16 protein-coding genes and 1 pseudogene are annotated in these 16,157 nt (G+C 45.8%); 9 read left to right on the top strand and 8 right to left on the bottom strand.

The genetic code is table 11. The features are described 5' to 3' along the window. Positions 1-3 precede the first annotated feature (3 nt). Together QT996_RS19715 and QT996_RS19710 are read left to right on the top strand one after the other, a co-directional pair. Complete coding sequence (locus tag QT996_RS19715) at positions 4-720, top strand: MORN motif-containing protein (protein WP_333048455.1); 717 nt, start codon at positions 4-6, stop codon at positions 718-720. 177 nt (positions 721-897) lie between these two features. Beyond that, the gene (locus QT996_RS19710; RefSeq protein WP_333048454.1) at positions 898-1,518 is read left to right on the top strand and encodes a DUF6391 domain-containing protein; all 621 of its coding nucleotides are present in this window, start codon (positions 898-900) and stop codon (positions 1,516-1,518) included. A gap of 228 nt (positions 1,519-1,746) precedes the next feature. Here the strand turns inward: QT996_RS19710 and QT996_RS19705 are convergent, their stop codons facing one another. Continuing rightward, positions 1,747-2,496, bottom strand: coding sequence for a Uma2 family endonuclease (locus QT996_RS19705; protein WP_333048453.1), 750 nt, complete (start codon positions 2,494-2,496; stop codon positions 1,747-1,749). A 194-nt stretch (positions 2,497-2,690) separates the two neighbouring features. Between QT996_RS19705 and cax the strand changes: the two genes are divergently transcribed. After that, positions 2,691-3,791 carry a calcium/proton exchanger gene (gene cax / locus QT996_RS19700; protein WP_333048479.1) on the top strand — a complete coding sequence of 367 codons (1,101 nt, stop codon included), beginning with the start codon at positions 2,691-2,693 and terminating at the stop codon, positions 3,789-3,791. 133 nt (positions 3,792-3,924) lie between these two features. Here the strand turns inward: cax and QT996_RS19695 are convergent, their stop codons facing one another. Both QT996_RS19695 and QT996_RS19690 read right to left on the bottom strand, forming a co-directional pair. Then, entirely contained in the window at positions 3,925-4,575 is a 651-nt protein-coding gene (locus tag QT996_RS19695; RefSeq protein ID WP_333048452.1) for a hypothetical protein, read from the bottom strand. Between the two features lie 200 nt (positions 4,576-4,775). Continuing rightward, entirely contained in the window at positions 4,776-6,440 is a 1,665-nt protein-coding gene (locus tag QT996_RS19690) for a DUF655 domain-containing protein (RefSeq protein ID WP_333048451.1), read from the bottom strand. 191 nt (positions 6,441-6,631) lie between these two features. Between QT996_RS19690 and QT996_RS19685 the strand changes: the two genes are divergently transcribed. The 3 genes from QT996_RS19685 to QT996_RS19675 all read left to right on the top strand — a co-directional run bounded on the left by QT996_RS19685 (position 6,632) and on the right by QT996_RS19675 (position 9,523). Beyond that, positions 6,632-7,033, top strand: coding sequence for a DUF7682 family zinc-binding protein (locus tag QT996_RS19685; RefSeq protein ID WP_006631653.1), 402 nt, complete (start codon positions 6,632-6,634; stop codon positions 7,031-7,033). Between the two features lie 120 nt (positions 7,034-7,153). Continuing rightward, the gene (locus QT996_RS19680; protein WP_333048450.1) at positions 7,154-8,326 is read left to right on the top strand and encodes a cysteine desulfurase family protein; all 1,173 of its coding nucleotides are present in this window, start codon (positions 7,154-7,156) and stop codon (positions 8,324-8,326) included. Between the two features lie 174 nt (positions 8,327-8,500). Continuing rightward, complete coding sequence (locus QT996_RS19675) at positions 8,501-9,523, top strand: tetratricopeptide repeat protein (RefSeq protein ID WP_333048449.1); 1,023 nt, start codon at positions 8,501-8,503, stop codon at positions 9,521-9,523. A gap of 299 nt (positions 9,524-9,822) precedes the next feature. On the opposite strand, the gene thiL is transcribed toward QT996_RS19675, so the two are convergent. The 3 genes from thiL to QT996_RS19660 all read right to left on the bottom strand — a co-directional run bounded on the left by thiL (position 9,823) and on the right by QT996_RS19660 (position 12,528). Then, positions 9,823-10,818 (bottom strand): thiamine-phosphate kinase, encoded by a 996-nt coding sequence (gene thiL, locus QT996_RS19670; RefSeq protein ID WP_333048448.1) that lies wholly within the window; start codon positions 10,816-10,818, stop codon positions 9,823-9,825. A 32-nt stretch (positions 10,819-10,850) separates the two neighbouring features. Then, positions 10,851-11,165, bottom strand: a complete 315-nt coding sequence (locus tag QT996_RS19665; RefSeq protein ID WP_333048447.1) for a hypothetical protein — start codon at positions 11,163-11,165, stop codon at positions 10,851-10,853. A 238-nt stretch (positions 11,166-11,403) separates the two neighbouring features. Continuing rightward, positions 11,404-12,528, bottom strand: a complete 1,125-nt coding sequence (locus QT996_RS19660; protein WP_333048446.1) for a peptidylprolyl isomerase — start codon at positions 12,526-12,528, stop codon at positions 11,404-11,406. A 433-nt stretch (positions 12,529-12,961) separates the two neighbouring features. Between QT996_RS19660 and efp the strand changes: the two genes are divergently transcribed. The 3 genes from efp to QT996_RS19645 all read left to right on the top strand — a co-directional run bounded on the left by efp (position 12,962) and on the right by QT996_RS19645 (position 14,699). Beyond that, positions 12,962-13,519 (top strand): elongation factor P, encoded by a 558-nt coding sequence (gene efp, locus QT996_RS19655; RefSeq protein WP_333048445.1) that lies wholly within the window; start codon positions 12,962-12,964, stop codon positions 13,517-13,519. Positions 13,520-13,718: 199 nt separating this feature from the next. Further along, positions 13,719-14,276, top strand: a complete 558-nt coding sequence (accB, locus tag QT996_RS19650) for an acetyl-CoA carboxylase biotin carboxyl carrier protein (RefSeq protein ID WP_333048444.1) — start codon at positions 13,719-13,721, stop codon at positions 14,274-14,276. Between the two features lie 30 nt (positions 14,277-14,306). After that, complete coding sequence (locus QT996_RS19645; RefSeq protein WP_242718113.1) at positions 14,307-14,699, top strand: ArsR/SmtB family transcription factor; 393 nt, start codon at positions 14,307-14,309, stop codon at positions 14,697-14,699. A 115-nt stretch (positions 14,700-14,814) separates the two neighbouring features. Here the strand turns inward: QT996_RS19645 and QT996_RS19640 are convergent, their stop codons facing one another. After that, positions 14,815-15,585, bottom strand: coding sequence for a GerMN domain-containing protein (locus QT996_RS19640; RefSeq protein WP_333048443.1), 771 nt, complete (start codon positions 15,583-15,585; stop codon positions 14,815-14,817). A gap of 437 nt (positions 15,586-16,022) precedes the next feature. Continuing rightward, positions 16,023-16,157, bottom strand: a pseudogene (locus tag QT996_RS19635) (photosystem II q(b) protein); the annotation flags it as partial.

Below are 16,157 nucleotides of genomic sequence, written 5' to 3'. Positions count from 1 at the left end.
TTAATGATTTCCCGTTTTAAAACCAGTGGAATCGCTCTATTAGTTGCATCAGTGTTGGGAATTGGTAGTTACGCGACTTATACCTTGCCATCAATGGCGCAAGTAAGGGTAGGATCTCCGAGTGGTCGTTGCGTCCCAGCTATCGCTACAGGTAGAGTTAGGTGCGATTACGACAGTGGCGATAGCTACATCGGACAGTTCGTTAACGGTTTGCCGAGTGGCACGGGGGTATACGTATATTCCAATGGGGATCGCTATGAGGGGCTGTTCCGTCAAGGCCAGCCAAACGGTCGAGGACAATTTATATTTAAGGACGACGCCCGCGTCGAGGGCATATTCCGAGATGGCAGAATCAGCTCCGGGACAGCTATTTTTACTAATGGCGATCGCTATATAGGGCCGTTTTCTCTGGATTGGAAAGTGGGTACGCCGACTGGACAGGGGCAATTCATTTTTGCTAACGGCGATCGCTTTGTCGGTCAATTTTTAGGGGGCAAGCCTTTAGGTACGGGCGTATTCACCCGCGCTGACGGTACCCGGTGTTCGGGACAGTTCTTTAATCAAGAACTCGATGCTAGGGGTAGCTGCGCGTTTTCTAACGGTATCCGCTATCAGGGAGAGTTTCGCAAGGGATTGCCTCACGGCAAAGGCACAATTATCGATACCAGTGGCCGACGGTTTCCGGGAGTGTTCCGCGATGGCCAGCGGCTAGAACGATAAACTGGGAATAAGTGGGATCTGTTACTAAGGGCAGGTAGAGGGCTAAGAATTTTTGCACAAAACCTGCCCTTGCTAGGTTTTAAAGTCAAAACTATTGATAATTTATGACCCGCTTTTTCTCAACCGAATTGCTAATCTTAAATATCCACTTAATGGAGTTAATGGAGGCGTTTTGATATGACAACTACTGCTTCTGCTTCCGACCGCACCGGCCAGTTTCCTTTCGACTTTGCCCCGCAGCGGACTCAAGATGCTGATTTGTTGCGACAACTCAATTTTGTGCCCGGTTTGAAGGAAGTTTTGGCTTTGCGCCAAGTTCATGCTTTGGAACACGCTACTGTTTGGGTACTGGGCCAATCGGTTGGTGCGACGACAGCAAGAACCGATAATGAGTTATTGGGCGGGATGTCCACAGACCAAGGGTTTTTTCTTTATGGCCACGTTAACATTGCACAGTTGCGTCAGGCAGTGCGCGAGGCTTTGCAGCGGATTGCCAGCGGAGAGTGGGATTTAGCTGTACATCCCCGCTGTGGCACGAATTTGTCGGTGGCAATGCTACTGACTGCTGGACTTGCTGTTGGCATTAATTTAGCCTTACCGCGAGGGCCGATTTTACAACTGTTAGGTTTGGGTGCAGCGGCTGCTGCTGCTGCTCAGTTAGCTCCTGATGTGGGCTCTCTGGCTCAGCGGTACGTCACAACGGCTATTCCGTTTAATTTGAGTGTTGTTGATATTACCGTAAGTCACGACTTCTGGGGACGAGAAGCTCATTTTGTGCGAGTGCGTTGGGTTGAATAGTTGCACAGTATCAAGCCCGATCCATAGAAGATCTAACTCATCTGCGTTAATCTGTGTTAATCTGCCTGTATCGGCGGTCAAAAAAAGAGAATTTATTAACCGCAGATGACAAGGGATTGACGTGGATTCACGCAGATGCAGAGAATAGATATCTGAATAATTCCGATGCAGCGCGGATTTGATATAACTAATAACAATTAACTCATGACTTCTGGGTCATCCAAGCTCCTAAATGCGATCGGGATCTACTCCTAATTCTCGCAACCTCACCGCCAATCTTTCAGCCCGTTGGCGCTCCACCGCAGCTTGCTGCTCAAGTTCCTGGAACCGAGCTTGTTCCGCTTTAATCAACCCTTCAACTAATGGCGGAGACAGTATTTCATTTACTAATAATGTCAGATTGGGAAATACTACAGACACTATTTGTTGTCCCGCCCTAAAATCAGTTTGGGTATAGATGTCTTCACCTTCAGGAAAGGCTAAAACTCGCACCAGTTCTTTGTTAGGTGTAGGGTCAACAATTACATATTCTGGCACGTTAGCTAGTTCGTACTCAGCTCGTTTAATCACATAATCGGCGCGCCGATTTTGACTCACTACCTCTATGACTAACAGCGGCTTTTCCTCAAAATCGAGGATGCCAGAACCTGGTCTAGCAGCAGCTTGTTCCAAAAGACTTTGAGTACAAACAACTACATCGGGAATCCGAGAGGTATCTTCTTCTGTTCTTACTCCCAGGCCTGTTTTTGCTACTAAGTCAAGATTGTGTTCAGCTAGGTAACGCTGCAATTTGTAAACTAAATATTCGCAAATTTTGATATGTAAAACTGTTGCGGTTGGCATCGGAATTAATTTGCCTTTGTACAGTTCATATTTTAGATCGGAATCAGTTTGATAAAATCGGTATTCTTCAAAAGTCAAGGTGGGTGAAGTATTAATTTGCTTTGATTCAACAACTGGCACTACAGATTGAGACATATCTTTTCACCGATGTCGATATAATTCTATTATATTCAATCTGCCTCGAACGGCGTGCATTTGCGGTTAAAAATTCCCAATTATCGATCGCACTCGCCACCAGAATTGTCAGAGAATAGTTGAATAGTGTAAAATCAACTTTGCGATCGCCCAGACAACTCGACCTCACCCTTCACTACACCATCCGAGTTCCTATGTCAATAAAAAAGATTCTTTCCATAGCGCTGTTAATTTTCATCCCCATTTCCATCGCCGCTGAGTATTTGCACTGGGGTTCCCTGGCAGTTTTCATCACATCTGCTTTAGGCATTATACCTCTGGCGATTTGGTTGAGTACAGCAACAGAAGAAGTGGCGATCGTTACAGGCCCCTCCATAGGCGGCTTATTAAATGCAGTCTTCGGCAATGCTACAGAATTAATTATTGCCATAGTGGCTCTTAAAGCTGGCTTAATTGACATTGTGAAAGCCAGCATAACCGGTACAATTATCAGCAACTTGCTCTTAGTCATGGGATTTTCCATGCTGCTAGGAGGAATCCGCTACAAAGAACAGGAATTTAAGCCAATAATCGCGCGGGTGAACGGTTCCACAATGACTCTAGCAGTGATTGCAATTCTACTGCCGACAATGGTAATTTACACCTCCAATGGAGTCGAACCCGCAGCCATTCAGAATCTTTCCTTAATAACTGCGATCGTCCTAATTGCAGTTTACGCTCTAACTCTCTTATTTTCATTAAAAACTCACAGCTATCTTTACGATGTTGGGTTACTAGAACTTGAGTCAGAAAATCCTCAAAATACAAAAGAGGAATCTACTACCCACAAACCGAATTTGTGGCTGTGGATAGGGGTGCTAGTAGCCTCAACTCTTGCTGTTGCCTTTGAATCAGAAATTTTCGTTGGCGTTGTCGAAGAAACTACTAAAGGATTGGGATTGACGCCGCTGTTTACAGGGGTAATTCTGTTGCCGATTGTTGGCGGCGCTGCCGAATATGTAACTGCGGTGGGAGTGGCGATGAAAAACAATATGGATTTGTCAGTTTCTGTCGCAATGGGTTCGAGTTTGCTAGTTGCTTTGCTGGTAGCGCCGGTGTTGGTGATTATCGGATTAGTGATTCATCAGCCGATGGATTTAAACTTCAATCCCTTTGAAGTAGTTGCAGTTGCCATTGCCGTGACAATTGCTAATCTAATTAGTCTCGACGGGCGCTCTAATTGGCTCGAAGGAGTGCTGCTTTTAGCAACATATATCGTGTTGGGAGCTGCATTTTACTTTCACCCCATTACTTAAACCTACGATTTTCTTGGAGGGGCAATCTCCCGTGGTTGTCCTTCCAAGAAAATAACCTATTTTTTCTCTTGTTTTTTCTTCTGCTGTGTCTTCTGCCACTAATTAAATAAAGTAATTTTAGGGCAGGAAATAGTTACGGACATCGACACTCTTGAACAGTAACACACTCTATTTTGCAACTTTTTCCTCTGCGTCTCCTATCGCGACAATCAGCATCATCCTGACATTGTGAGGTGACTTTGTTCTCACAAATTTGCTGACGCGGAAAAGTACCTAAATTTTGTACAGAAACTTGAGCGGTAAGCCCACCCTGTTCTATAACTTGGTTATATTCTTTGATTTCATAAGCAAATTTATTTTCGCCCTCTAAAACCGAAAAAGTTCTTGTTTTGTGACTGTTTGCTAACTTAAATCCAAAACTCTCGGAAAACTCACCTTTGTCATAACTTCTATCCGTGTAAGGATAGGGGTTAGTTTCCATGCCATCGGTCACATTTTTAATCAGCACTCTTCTGTTAGGGGCGGGGGGAGTTTTGCTGGAAACAAATCGAGCGCTTTGCGAATCAGGGGAGATGACACTTCCGGGACACTGACCTACATATTCAGCACGCTTAAATTGAATCAAGTTAATATTAAAACTGTTTTCGTTTTTTACCCGAAATTGTGCTTCGTTAGTCTGTTGCGCGCTGACTGTGAAAGCTGCTAGTGTCACAAAAATTGCTCCCACCAAAAGAGCTAGGAATTTGATTGGTTGCTGCCCCGTAAAATATCTGGCGCCTTTCATCTCTTTATACCTTCCATCTGAAGAGATAGCATTTTTTTAATCGTGATTTTAACTAGAGAGCATATCTGTTGTCAAGATCGATAAAATAGGTTTGATCCTTCGGACTTTAGTCCTTCCTGCTTAGTTTATAAAGAAAGGACTGAAGTCCGATGCTGCGAACCAGGGGGAGGAAGGACTGAAGTCCGATGCTGCGAACCTAATTACCAAGTTACTCGATCGCGCCATCTCCCTAAAATCTTGTCCCCGACTCCCTGAACCCGCGCCACGTCGTCCAAAGAGGTAAAAGGTTGCTGTTGCCGCGCTGCAATAATTCTCTCGGCTAACTTCGGGCCAACCCCTGGCAAAGTTTCTAATTCTTCCTGACTCGCTGTATTCAAATTAACTAACTTTTTACCCGCAGCAATTTGAGGTTTAGTGCTCGCAGATTTTGATGCTGCTTGTAGTGAATCGCACTCTTTTTTCTTAGCGTCAATTTTCTGTTTAATTCGGGCTGGAATTCCCAAGATTGCACCTTTGTAAAGCCGATCGAACTCCCGCTCAAAATGGGCTGCAACTACCGGACTCTCGATCGCCAGTAGCGTCTCGTCATTGCCGTGATTTGCAGCCTCACTCCAGTTGTGAGAACCTGTAAGCACCGTTTTGCCGTCTACAACGCCGAATTTGTGATGTAGGCGATCGCCCATTGCTAACAGCGGCACTCCCACCGTAGCGATCGGCTTTCTCCAAGGGCGATTGTCAGCTTCTAAGTTACAATCTTGCATCAAAGTCGCACCCATCATATCCAAACCTTCACTGTAAGGGCGATAAATAAAATTAGAGTCAATTAAAGCTCGCACCGCAACTCCTCGCCCTGCTTCAATTTCCAAAGTATTTGACAACCGCTGAGCCGAAAATACAAACAATGCCAAATTAACCGACTTTTTCGCACTACCCAAAGTTCGATTTATCAAACCGTTGACGCTTTTTTCCCAAGGCAAAGTCGCAGTTGTCGGCGAAAATTGCACTGCAACTGTCGCATTCCCTACTCTTACTTTTTGCACTTGACGAAACGGCTTTTTGATGCCAAATTTGCTATCCGGTTTGCCTCCGGGCCCGTCACCCCACATCAGGTTAAATTCTTGAGTAAACAGTTGCGCTACTTGAGCATTTTGAATTTTTAGCAAATTGTTCGCATTGCCGCGAGTTGCTGCTGTCTTGAAATCGCCGTGTATATCGCTTGTGGTAAAATTAGCAGAAGTAACGATTACGGTTTTGCCGTCAATCACCACAAATTTGTGGTGCATCAAACCGCTGCCTTTACTGCCGTCAGCAGTATCATCAATTACAGGAATCCCCGCATCCTTGACAATTACCAAAGCATCATTTTGCTTGATTTCATCGACCGTTAATTTACCGTCCTTATTGCGATCGGCAAGTTGCACAAATTCACTATAATGATCGCGCTCTCTTTCCGGTAATTTAGCTAACTCCTGAGCTGTAAAATCGCTCCAAGGGCGACTATAGATATGTTCGACAATTAATCTAACTTTAATTCCCGAGCGCTGTCGATGGGCCAAAACCCTCGCAATACTGGGCAAGCGAAACTCCTGAACCGCTACATCTACCGTCGATCCAGCATGAGCGATCGCAACAGCGATCAAGTTTTCTAAATCATCTCCAGGTCTAGTTTGCTGGCGGTAAGGCTCTGTATAACTCGAAGCGATCGACTGATTGAAGTATACTTGCAACAAGGGGTCTTGAGGCAGTGGAGCCAGACTCAGAGGTAAATTCTGCACGTCTTGCTTTGTTTGTCCGCAGCCCACCAGATTGAGCGCTACCAGACCAGCACAACAGAAACCGAGTAAATGATAATATAATACAGTCACAAAATTTTAAAAAATATAGAGGTTATTAGCCTTCCCACAGTTCAAATCTATTGGATTAAGTAAAGTTACAACTTATTAAATTTATGCAAGGGAATAGATTTTGCGTCTTGTAGAACTGCCTCGATGCCGGAAGCATCACTGGTAGGGTAGCAGCATTCAGGGGCGTGGGTCAAACCCTATACCGCTGCTTTATGGCTAAAAGAAAAACAATTTTTCCGTGCGGTCACAAAGGATATGGTAAAGCGTGCCATCGCTGCACGCAAGAGTTGGTGGCGCAGCAGCATTACGTTGAAGTGCTCGCAGAAAAACAAACCAAAAAACAAGAGAGGGAAGCATCATTTGCTAGAGATATCATCGATCTAAGAGGTCTGCCCGATCACGTAGTCACTAAAGCCCGGGCAATTATAGCAGCTTTGGGCGAAAATAAGAATTACAGAGATTTCGGTGGCAAACGCCTGCGTCACAACCGTTTGATAATCAGTATTCCTGTAACTCGCAACTACAGAATGCTTTGTGAAGATTGCGGCACTTTCTTAATTCCCCAAAAAGTATTGTCGCACGAAGACTACAACGTCTGCAAACCAGGAAGTTAGTAATCTGTTATTAATTATTGGCTATTGGTAGCCACTCACACCAGTCAACAGTCAACAGTCAGCAGTTAACAGTCAACAGTCAGCGGTCAACAGTCAACAGTCATTAATTAGTTATTTATCATGCAAATTTACCTCGACTATAGCGCCACAACACCCGCACGCCCAGAAGCGATTCAAGCCATGCAAAAAGCCCTGACTCAGCAGTGGGGAAATCCTTCCAGCTTGCACGAGTGGGGACAAAGGGCGGCGACAGCTTTAGAATTAGCAAGAATGCAGGTTGCTAGCTTGATTAACGCACTACCGGAATCGATGATTTTTACCAGTGGCGGCACTGAAGCGGATAATTTGGCCATAATCGGAATTGCCCGTCTTTATACAAAACCGCAGCATATTATTATCTCCAGCGTAGAGCACTCTGCCGTAGCAGAAACCGTGCGACAACTTGAACAATGGGGATGGGAAGTGACGCGCCTACCAGTGGATAAATTTGGGCGCGTTCACCCTTTGGATTTGCAAGAGTCGCTGCGATCGAATACAGTTTTAATTTCAATCATTTACGGACAAAGCGAAGTTGGGACACTGCAACCAATTGAGGCCTTGGGAAAGATTGCGCGCGATCGCAATATCCTGTTTCATACCGATGCAGTTCAAGTTGCCGGCAGACTGCCGATAGACATACAGAAACTGCCCGTAGACTTGCTTTCTCTTTCCAGTCACAAACTTTACGGGCCACAAGGTGCGGGGGCGCTTTACGTGCGTCAGGGCATTGAATTAGCGCCAATATTGACCGGTGGTGGTCAAGAATTGAAACTGCGTTCTGGGACGCCCGCAGTGCCGATAATTGTCGGTTTTGGCGTGGCGGCGGAATTGGCCTTGCAAGAAATAGATGGGGAAACGGCGAGATTAATTGAATTGCGCGATCGACTTTTTGACCGATTATCCCACGTACCCAGTTTAGTACCAACAGGCGATCGATATTTTCGACTCCCCCACCACGTCAGTTTCTGCATTGTTTCTCCCGACGGTGACACAGGGAAAGTGACAGGCAAAACTTTAGTACGACAGCTCAATTTAGCAGGAATAGGGATTAGTTCTGGTTCTGCTTGTAACAGCGGCAAAATAACTCCCAGTCCGATTTTATTGGCAATGGGATATAGCAAAACTATGGCAGTTGGCGGAATTCGCTTGAGTCTGGGACGAGAAACCACAGAAGCTGATATTGATTGGACAGTAATTGCGATCGAGCAAATTTTAGATAGATTAATTCCCAAAGTAGCATTGTGTCGGAATTAGAAAACCGGGCGGTTGAAGATTGGGCGGTTGGAAACCGCGTCTTGTCTTCATTCCGCCTCGGTGGACATCGTTTCTGTAGAGGCGGTTTCAACCGCCGTCTGCATCTCGTACAACAAGTCCCAAAACCCACAACCATGCTACAATAAACCCCATATTATTCACAACTCCCCAACAATGGAAGAAAGCCGCGCCCAAGCCTACCTAGAACTAATTCACACCCTGCTGAATTGCCCCAACGGCGAAGAACCGCAGATATTACAAGATAACTCAGAATTGTTGGATGTCGAATTTCTGGAAACTTGCGAGTTAGTAGCAGAAAAAATGGCACAGCAAGGAGGACAAAACGGCGCTAATTTCCTGCGGAAGCTGATCGGCCAGCTAGCACAATTAATCGATATCAACGATGGTGATATCTCCGCCGATGAAAATCCCCAAGAGTATGCAAACTTTATTCTAGAATTATTGCAAGCCGAAGATGGTAGCAATAGTAATACAGCAGTAATTTACCAGATGCTAGCTGAACGAAAAAATCTCCTAAATGCTCGCTTTTCGGACATTTTAGAGCAAATAATGCAGAGATTAATTGGTGGCGAAAATGCACAAACTATTGATTCACTTGTCAGTCTCGTTGAAGACTTGAGCATTAATATTAGTAATTTTTCCGGTGGGAATAGAGCCGATAATATTGAAATTGCCATTGCCGCTTATCAACTTGTTTTAAATAATCGGCAACCCGGAAGCGAGAAGTTTGCTCAAACTCAAAACAACTTAGCTGCTGCCTACATTACCAGAATAAAGGGTTCGCGGGCCGAAAATGTGGAAATGGCGATCGCCCTTTATGGCGCTGCTTTAACAGTATATACCCTTGAGGCTTTCCCGGAAGATTGGGCTATGGCTCAAAATAACTTAGCTGCTGCTTACGCCAACAGAATCAACGGTTCGCGGGCGGAAAATATCGATCGCGCGATCGCATTTTTTGAGGCTGCTTTAACTGTTCGTACCTCTGAACACTTTCCTGAAGATTGGGCCATGATTCAATATAATCTAGGTAATGCCTATAATGACAGAATCAACGGTTCGCGGGATGAAAATCTCGAAAAGGCGAGATCCTTTTATCAAGCAGCATTAACAGTATATACCCGTGAGGATTTCCCTGAATATTGGGCAATGATTCAAAAGAAGCTAGCTCATGCTTAAAGTGATGCAGCTTTAACAATCTAAGAAACCGGGTTTTTTCCGACATCTTCGCGCACCATCTCAGAAACCGGGTTTTTTCCGATATCTTAGCCTCCGATTAAATATCTTCGCAAAAACCCGGTTTCTCGCCCCCATCAAACCAAACCCAACCATGATCAAATAAAATCCGGTGTTATTCAGAACGGCCTACAATAACAGAGTCAAGGGTTCGCTGGCGGAAAATATGTAACGGGCAAAAACCTGGCGGTTGAAACCGCGTCTACACAAACCAAGTCCGCCTATGCGGACTAAGAGATAATTCAAAAATGTTGAAATCCTCGATCGAGCTTTAATACAATATCAGGATAAATACCGCTGCTATCAGTCAACCAGATATCGGTGCTCTCGGTAGCCATTCCCACAATTGCGGCTCCGTTTCCTATTTTTTCCACTAATAACTTAGCATTCGCCATCGGCAAAAACAGCACTAACTCGAAGTCTTCCCCGCCGTATAATGCCCAATCTAAAGCTTTTTCGGTTGATACTATTTCGCTGAAAATATCGGGAATTGGTATTTTTGTACGATCGACCTTTGCGCCAATACCGCTAGCCCGACAAATTTGAATAATCGCATCAGCTAAACCGTCGCTGCTGTCCATTCCGGCGATTAAAAATTCACCTTCACAACCCCATATTTCCCAAACAACCGACACAACATCGAGCCTCGGTTTAGGGCGCTGGTGAGCGAGAATTAAAGAAGCCCGATCGACCTTTTCCAGATTTTGCCCGAATTCTGGATTTAACAGCAATTCTAATCCCGCGCGGGAGACTCCGTGAACCCCAGTAGCCACAATCGCCCAATCCGATCGCGCATTTGACCGACTAATGGTACGATCGCACTCAACCTCCCCAAAAGCAGTAATCGCCACAGTCACCACGGGCGATCGCACAACATCGCCACCGACGATCGGCGTCTGATATTCTTGTAAGCAAGCCGTCATCCCTCGATAAAACTCTTCAACCCACTCCACAGCCGTATCCGCCGCCACAGCGAGGGCTACAGTCACCGCCAGAGGCTTTGCTCCCATAGCCGCGAGATCCGACAAATTCGCTGCTGCGGCGCGCCATCCTGCGTAATAGGGCCCCGTAGTGCGATCGCTAAAATGCACTCCATCCACCAACATATCTGTAGTGATAGCGAGAGATTTGTGGGGATTTGTAGCCATGACAGCGCAATCATCACCCACTATCTCTGCGGGGCAGAATTTTTGTAATATTCTTAAAAGACCTTGTTCACCGATATCTTTAACTTTCATAATTTGGAATTAGTCGATCGCACTTTCTCACTTCACCATTCCTTACCCGAACTTGGCGGCAAGCGCAACCTAGGAAACCTATAAAAAGTATCCCCTTCATCATCTACCTCTAAAATCGCCGAAAAAATCTTCACTTGCCGAGTTAAATACTGCTGAGCAACTTCAGCCTCAACCCTAGCATTAGCCGCCAGTTGAATCAACGAAATTTGACTGTTTTGAGTTTCCAACAACTCATAAAAAGCCTCATCTAACCGCTGCTTTTGCTTGCTTTCATTCACATTTTTTACAATCAACAACCCGGCGAATCCGCCCAAACCTATTACCAATAAAAATTCTAAAATTGCCATATTTTCGATTAAATTCCTGATGTCAATAACGAAACTATAAAAATTATCTATTCTTCCAGCCTGATCCGGCGGCCTTTGTCTGTGCAGAAGCGATTTCAATCTCCTTCAGCATCTCGAAACGATTTCAATCGCAGTCACTCTTGATTTTTTCAGCCCGCACAGGCGGGCTTTGTTTGTGTAAAACCGATTTCAATCGCCGTCACTTTTGACAAGCAGCGATTTCAATTGCCGTCATTAATTAAACTTGAGGTCGCACCAAATTTTCGATTCCTTTAACTACCTTAGCAGATAGAATCTTGTCTCCCTGCTTTAGTTTCTCCAACACTTCTTTTCCTTCAATCATGTAACCAAAAACAGCATATCGGCCGTCCAACAAATTCAGACCGGCGGGCGTGAGTTCAGGCTCAAACAAGAAAAAGAAAAACTGAGAAGAAGCGCTATCAGGCTCAGTTTCTGTACGGGCCATGGCCACAGTACCGAAAGCAGAAAAAGGCAAAACAGGTTCGTCGCGATAACGCCCCGCATCTTCTAGAGTAATCCCGTAAATAGGTTCTTTTTCGTCCCTGACGAGCACTTCTAGTGGCACATTCCGGTATTTGCCAGTACCTGGGTCAATAAAACCGACTTCCTTGCCTTCGGGGTCTCCTGTTTGCAAAACGTAGGATTCTTCCGATCGAATAAACGGCAAACCGTCATAAAAACCTCGATCGACCAAATCCACAAAATTACCAGCCGTAACCGGAGCGCTGTAGCCGTCAACCACAACAGTAATTTCCCCTTTTTCAGTTTGTACAGCCACAGTAGCGCGCCCTTTCAGTTGAGGCAGATTAGCATACTTAGCAGGCACTTCAAACGGAAACTTTGTCACCATCAACTCTTCGATTTCGCCTACCGAACCTAGGATTGTGGCTTTCAAGTCAATCACTTTGTCCCTGTCTTTAGCCTCAACAGCCTTTTCCAGTTGAGCGATTCCGTCCTTGACTGCTGCCACTAGAGTTTCAGCTTCCGGCTTTTTGGTGTCGGGAATACTCTCTAAAAGGTCAGATTCCCGAAGGTTGAGAATCCTAGAAGCCTTGCTGACATCACTGCTAATCGGCCCCCAACGTTTAGAGCGTATGTGGTTGCCAATGTCTTCGAGACTAATTTGCAACTCTCGCACACTCTGATTGTCAATAGGTAAAGCGAAGCGCAACAGCGCCCGGCCGTCCGTAATCGCATTCCCCGCAGGCATACTGCTGCTGGGGCGTTTGGCATGGGAGACTGCACTGAAACTCAAGGAGAGAGTGAACAGCAAGAGCGCTAAAGCGACGGTTTTGACCCAGCGCTTGCACGTATCGATCGAGAAATTAGGCCAATGCAACATAACTTTAACTTTTATTGCCTCTCTTATCTTCCCACAGCGCTGCCTGCCCGCCTGTGCTGCTACCCATCTAAAGTGGCTGTTCGTTCGGCCCGGGAGGGAGTTGCCAACTAACAACACTCAACAGTCAACTGACAACAGCCCACTGCCCACTGCCATTAACATTTCAGTAAAGCACTTGCTCCCTTTGAACGGTAAAATAAAATGCCAATTGCTTTTTGATGCCGTCAGCTAGACTGCGACTTTAACCTGACCCGCTCAAAAACGGATACAATCCCCAGACTCCTGTCGTGGAGAGATCAAAATTTTAGACCAAGGTTCAATCTCCCAAATTCATCTGTGGAGTAAATCTAAAATCTAAAATCTAAAATCTAAAATCGACTGACTGTAGTTCCCCCGTGCCCGCAAGGCGACGGGATTGCCCGCAAAAATTTATATGATCTCTAGTAACGACTTTCGACCAGGTGTTTCAATTGAATGGAATAACGGCGTGTGGCGGGTTATCGAATTCCTCCACGTCAAGCCAGGAAAAGGCTCGGCTTTCGTGCGGACCAAATTAAAAAACGTCCAAACCGGAAACGTAGTAGAACAAACCTTCCGGGCGGGCGAGACTATGCCTCAAGCCAACCTGGAAAAGAGTGTGATGCAGCATACCTATAAAGAAGGCGACGAGTTCGTCTTTATGGATATGGAAACTTACGAGGAAGGTCGCCTCAGTGCTAAGCAAATAGGCGATCGTGTCAAGTACCTGAGTGAAGGAATGGAAGTCAACATCCTTCGCTGGAACGACCAAATCCTGGAAGTGGAACTGCCCAACTCTGTCGTCTTGGAAGTGTTGCAAACCGATCCCGGAGTCAAAGGAGATACTGCCACCGGTGGCAGCAAACCCGCGATCGTCTCCACCGGAGCTCAGGTTATGGTGCCTCTATTTATTTCCATTGGAGAACGGATTCGGATTGATACTCGTGAAGACAAGTACCTCGGCCGAGAGTAGAAACGAGGAAGAAAAAGGGAGTTTTTAGTTTTTAGTTCTGAGTTATGAGTTAAAGAAGTCCAAATTCAATACTCATTGCTCACAGCTTAAAAACTATCCCTTTTGCCTTCAAAGTCGTTGATGCTCCTAGCTTCGCCTGATTCTGAATTTTCAATTTTCAATTTTCAATTTTCAATTCTCAATTACCCTTGAATCTGCTGTGCAACTAGACTTAAACCAGCTTTGTGACCTGCTAACTGTATTAGACAAAACTGGCATTTCGGAACTGACGTTAAAAAGTGGGGATATTGAACTGACAGTACGCAAAGGCAGTCTGGCAAGTTCACCAGGCACCTCTGCTGCGATCCCTGCTGCCGTGGCGACTGTGGCTCCGATCGCGTTAGGCGCTGTTAGTAGCCCCACCTTAGCGTCACCTCCGGCTGTTGACCAAAATTTAGCAGCGGATATGGCTGCCCCTGTACCCGTCGCCCCTGTCGCCGTACCTGCTGCCGTAGCTGCTTCGGTCGATACGAAATGGGTGCCAATTATCTCGCCGATGGTAGGAACCTTTTATCGCGCTGCTGCTCCTGACGAGCCGCCTTTTGTCAATGTGGGCGATCGCATCAAGGTCAGCCAGACAGTCTGTATTATCGAAGCGATGAAGCTGATGAACGAGATCGATGCTGATGAAGTGTCCGGTCAAGTGATGGAAATTTTAGTTCAAAATGGCGAACCTGTCGAATACGGTCAAGTGTTGATGCGAATTAATCCGGATTGAAGGATTACTTTATTGTTATGGACAGAATAAATGCTAATATTTCCCGATCACTTCTCTCCGGTGAGTTTGATGAAGTCATCCCAGCCTGTCCCGCAAGAGGTTGTGCAACAAGTTGCTGAGTATTTCAGTATTTTGAGCGAACCCATGCGTTTACGAATTTTGAACTTGCTTCGCGACGGCGAAAAATGCGTGCAAGAATTGGTGGAAGCTACTCAAACGAGTCAAGCCAATGTTTCTAAGCACCTAAAACTCATGCTCCAAGCTGGTATCCTCACTCGCCGGAGTGAAGGGACTTCAGCTTATTATAGGGTGCAAGACGAGTTAATTTTTGAGCTGTGTAATATGGTGTGCGATCGGCTTGCCAGCAGGATCGAACAGCAAGCCCTACACTTTCGGGCATTTAGCCTAACTACGAAGCACTGAAAATTAGTTGCCCGTCCTCAATCCTCCATCCTCAGTCATGAGTCATCAGTTATCAATTCCTATTCTCGGCCTTCAGACCGATGGCTAATGACTTGTAACTAATGACTCATAATTACTAAAGGGGAAAATTTTTGTCAAAACTTTGGCGGGTACTCGGCTGAGCCACCTCCAAACCTTCGCCGCCTAAAAGTTCTAAAGGCTTCCCTTCCACCGAAATCCAAACCTTGGTATTCGGTTGTAAACTCGTAGCCGTATAGATAACTTGTCCTAACCTACCAGTCATCGAATTGCTGCCTCCCCCCGAAGTAAATTCGGCCGACAAATCGACATAAACTCCGTCATTCTTAACACTCAAACCCCTAAGTTTTGTCCCATTAGGAATTTCGCTAGAAACAGTTCCATCCTTGGGCCCAGCCAACAAACTGTTAAAAGCAGCTTGTAAAGCTGCATCAGGCTTGTCAGCTTGTTTGACAGCTACTTTCGTAGGAACTCCCTCAAATTTGCCGCTGGCATCTTTAACCCAGTAAACTTGCACTGTCTGGACATCTGTTTGCTGCAAAGGCTTTGGCTGTGGCGACTTTGGCACCAGAGCGTTAGGCGTTTGAGCGTTAGGCGTCTGAGCGTTAGGCGTCTGAGCGTTAGGCGTCTGAGCAGTAGGGGCTGGGAAAGGAGTTGGAGGGGGCACCGGGATAATTACAACAGGGGATTCCGCAGGACTTGGGGACAGCGCCGGAGCGTTAGTCGGAGCGGAAGACTGTGTTTCTGCGGGAGTTGGCGAATGATTCGCCGTCCACCAGGCAATGCCCCCTCCCGCCACTAAAGCTAACCCGCAAACACCGGCAATCACTGCGGTGGAGACGCGGCGTACTTCTGGTCCATCTTTCATAATACAAATTCTCCTTAGAGATAGAGCGCTTGGGACGGTGAGGAGCGACTCCTGATCAGCTACATTTGTCTATGGTTAGATTCTGGAATTGACACAATTGCATTGCTGCTAGCGAACACTTTATAGCAAGCCCAACATATTCTGAATCCGACTATTGGAATCCTAGACCATAATATAAGATTTCGCCCTTGGAGTATGTCACAGTATCTCGATCGGCCTAGTGGCTATATTCTATAGTAATCATAAAAAATTAAAGAATAAAGGAAGAAAAAATAAGTAAAAAGGAAGAAGGAAAGCAACGAATGGATGTAACGGCCGTAAGGGGGGTAACGGATTTAAGGGATTTAGCGGATAGAAGCAGGTCTATAAAAATATTTTGCCCCAAACAAAAAGCGCCCCTATTACTAGGAGCGCTTTTTGTAATCAAAGACTAAAACTTAGCCATTGATAGAAGGAGCAACCATTGCCACTGGGGTGACTTCACTTGCAGCCAAGTCAAGCGGGAAGTTGTGAGCATTGCGCTCGTGCATTACTTCCATACCCAAGTTAGCGCGGTTGATGACATCAGCCCA

The sequence above is a fragment of the Microcoleus sp. S13C4 genome (genome assembly GCF_036700865.1).
Classification (GTDB): Bacteria; Cyanobacteriota; Cyanobacteriia; order Cyanobacteriales; family Microcoleaceae; genus Microcoleus.
The sequence above is the reverse complement of the archived record's forward strand: the minus strand, read 5'-3'. Positions and strand labels throughout refer to the sequence as shown.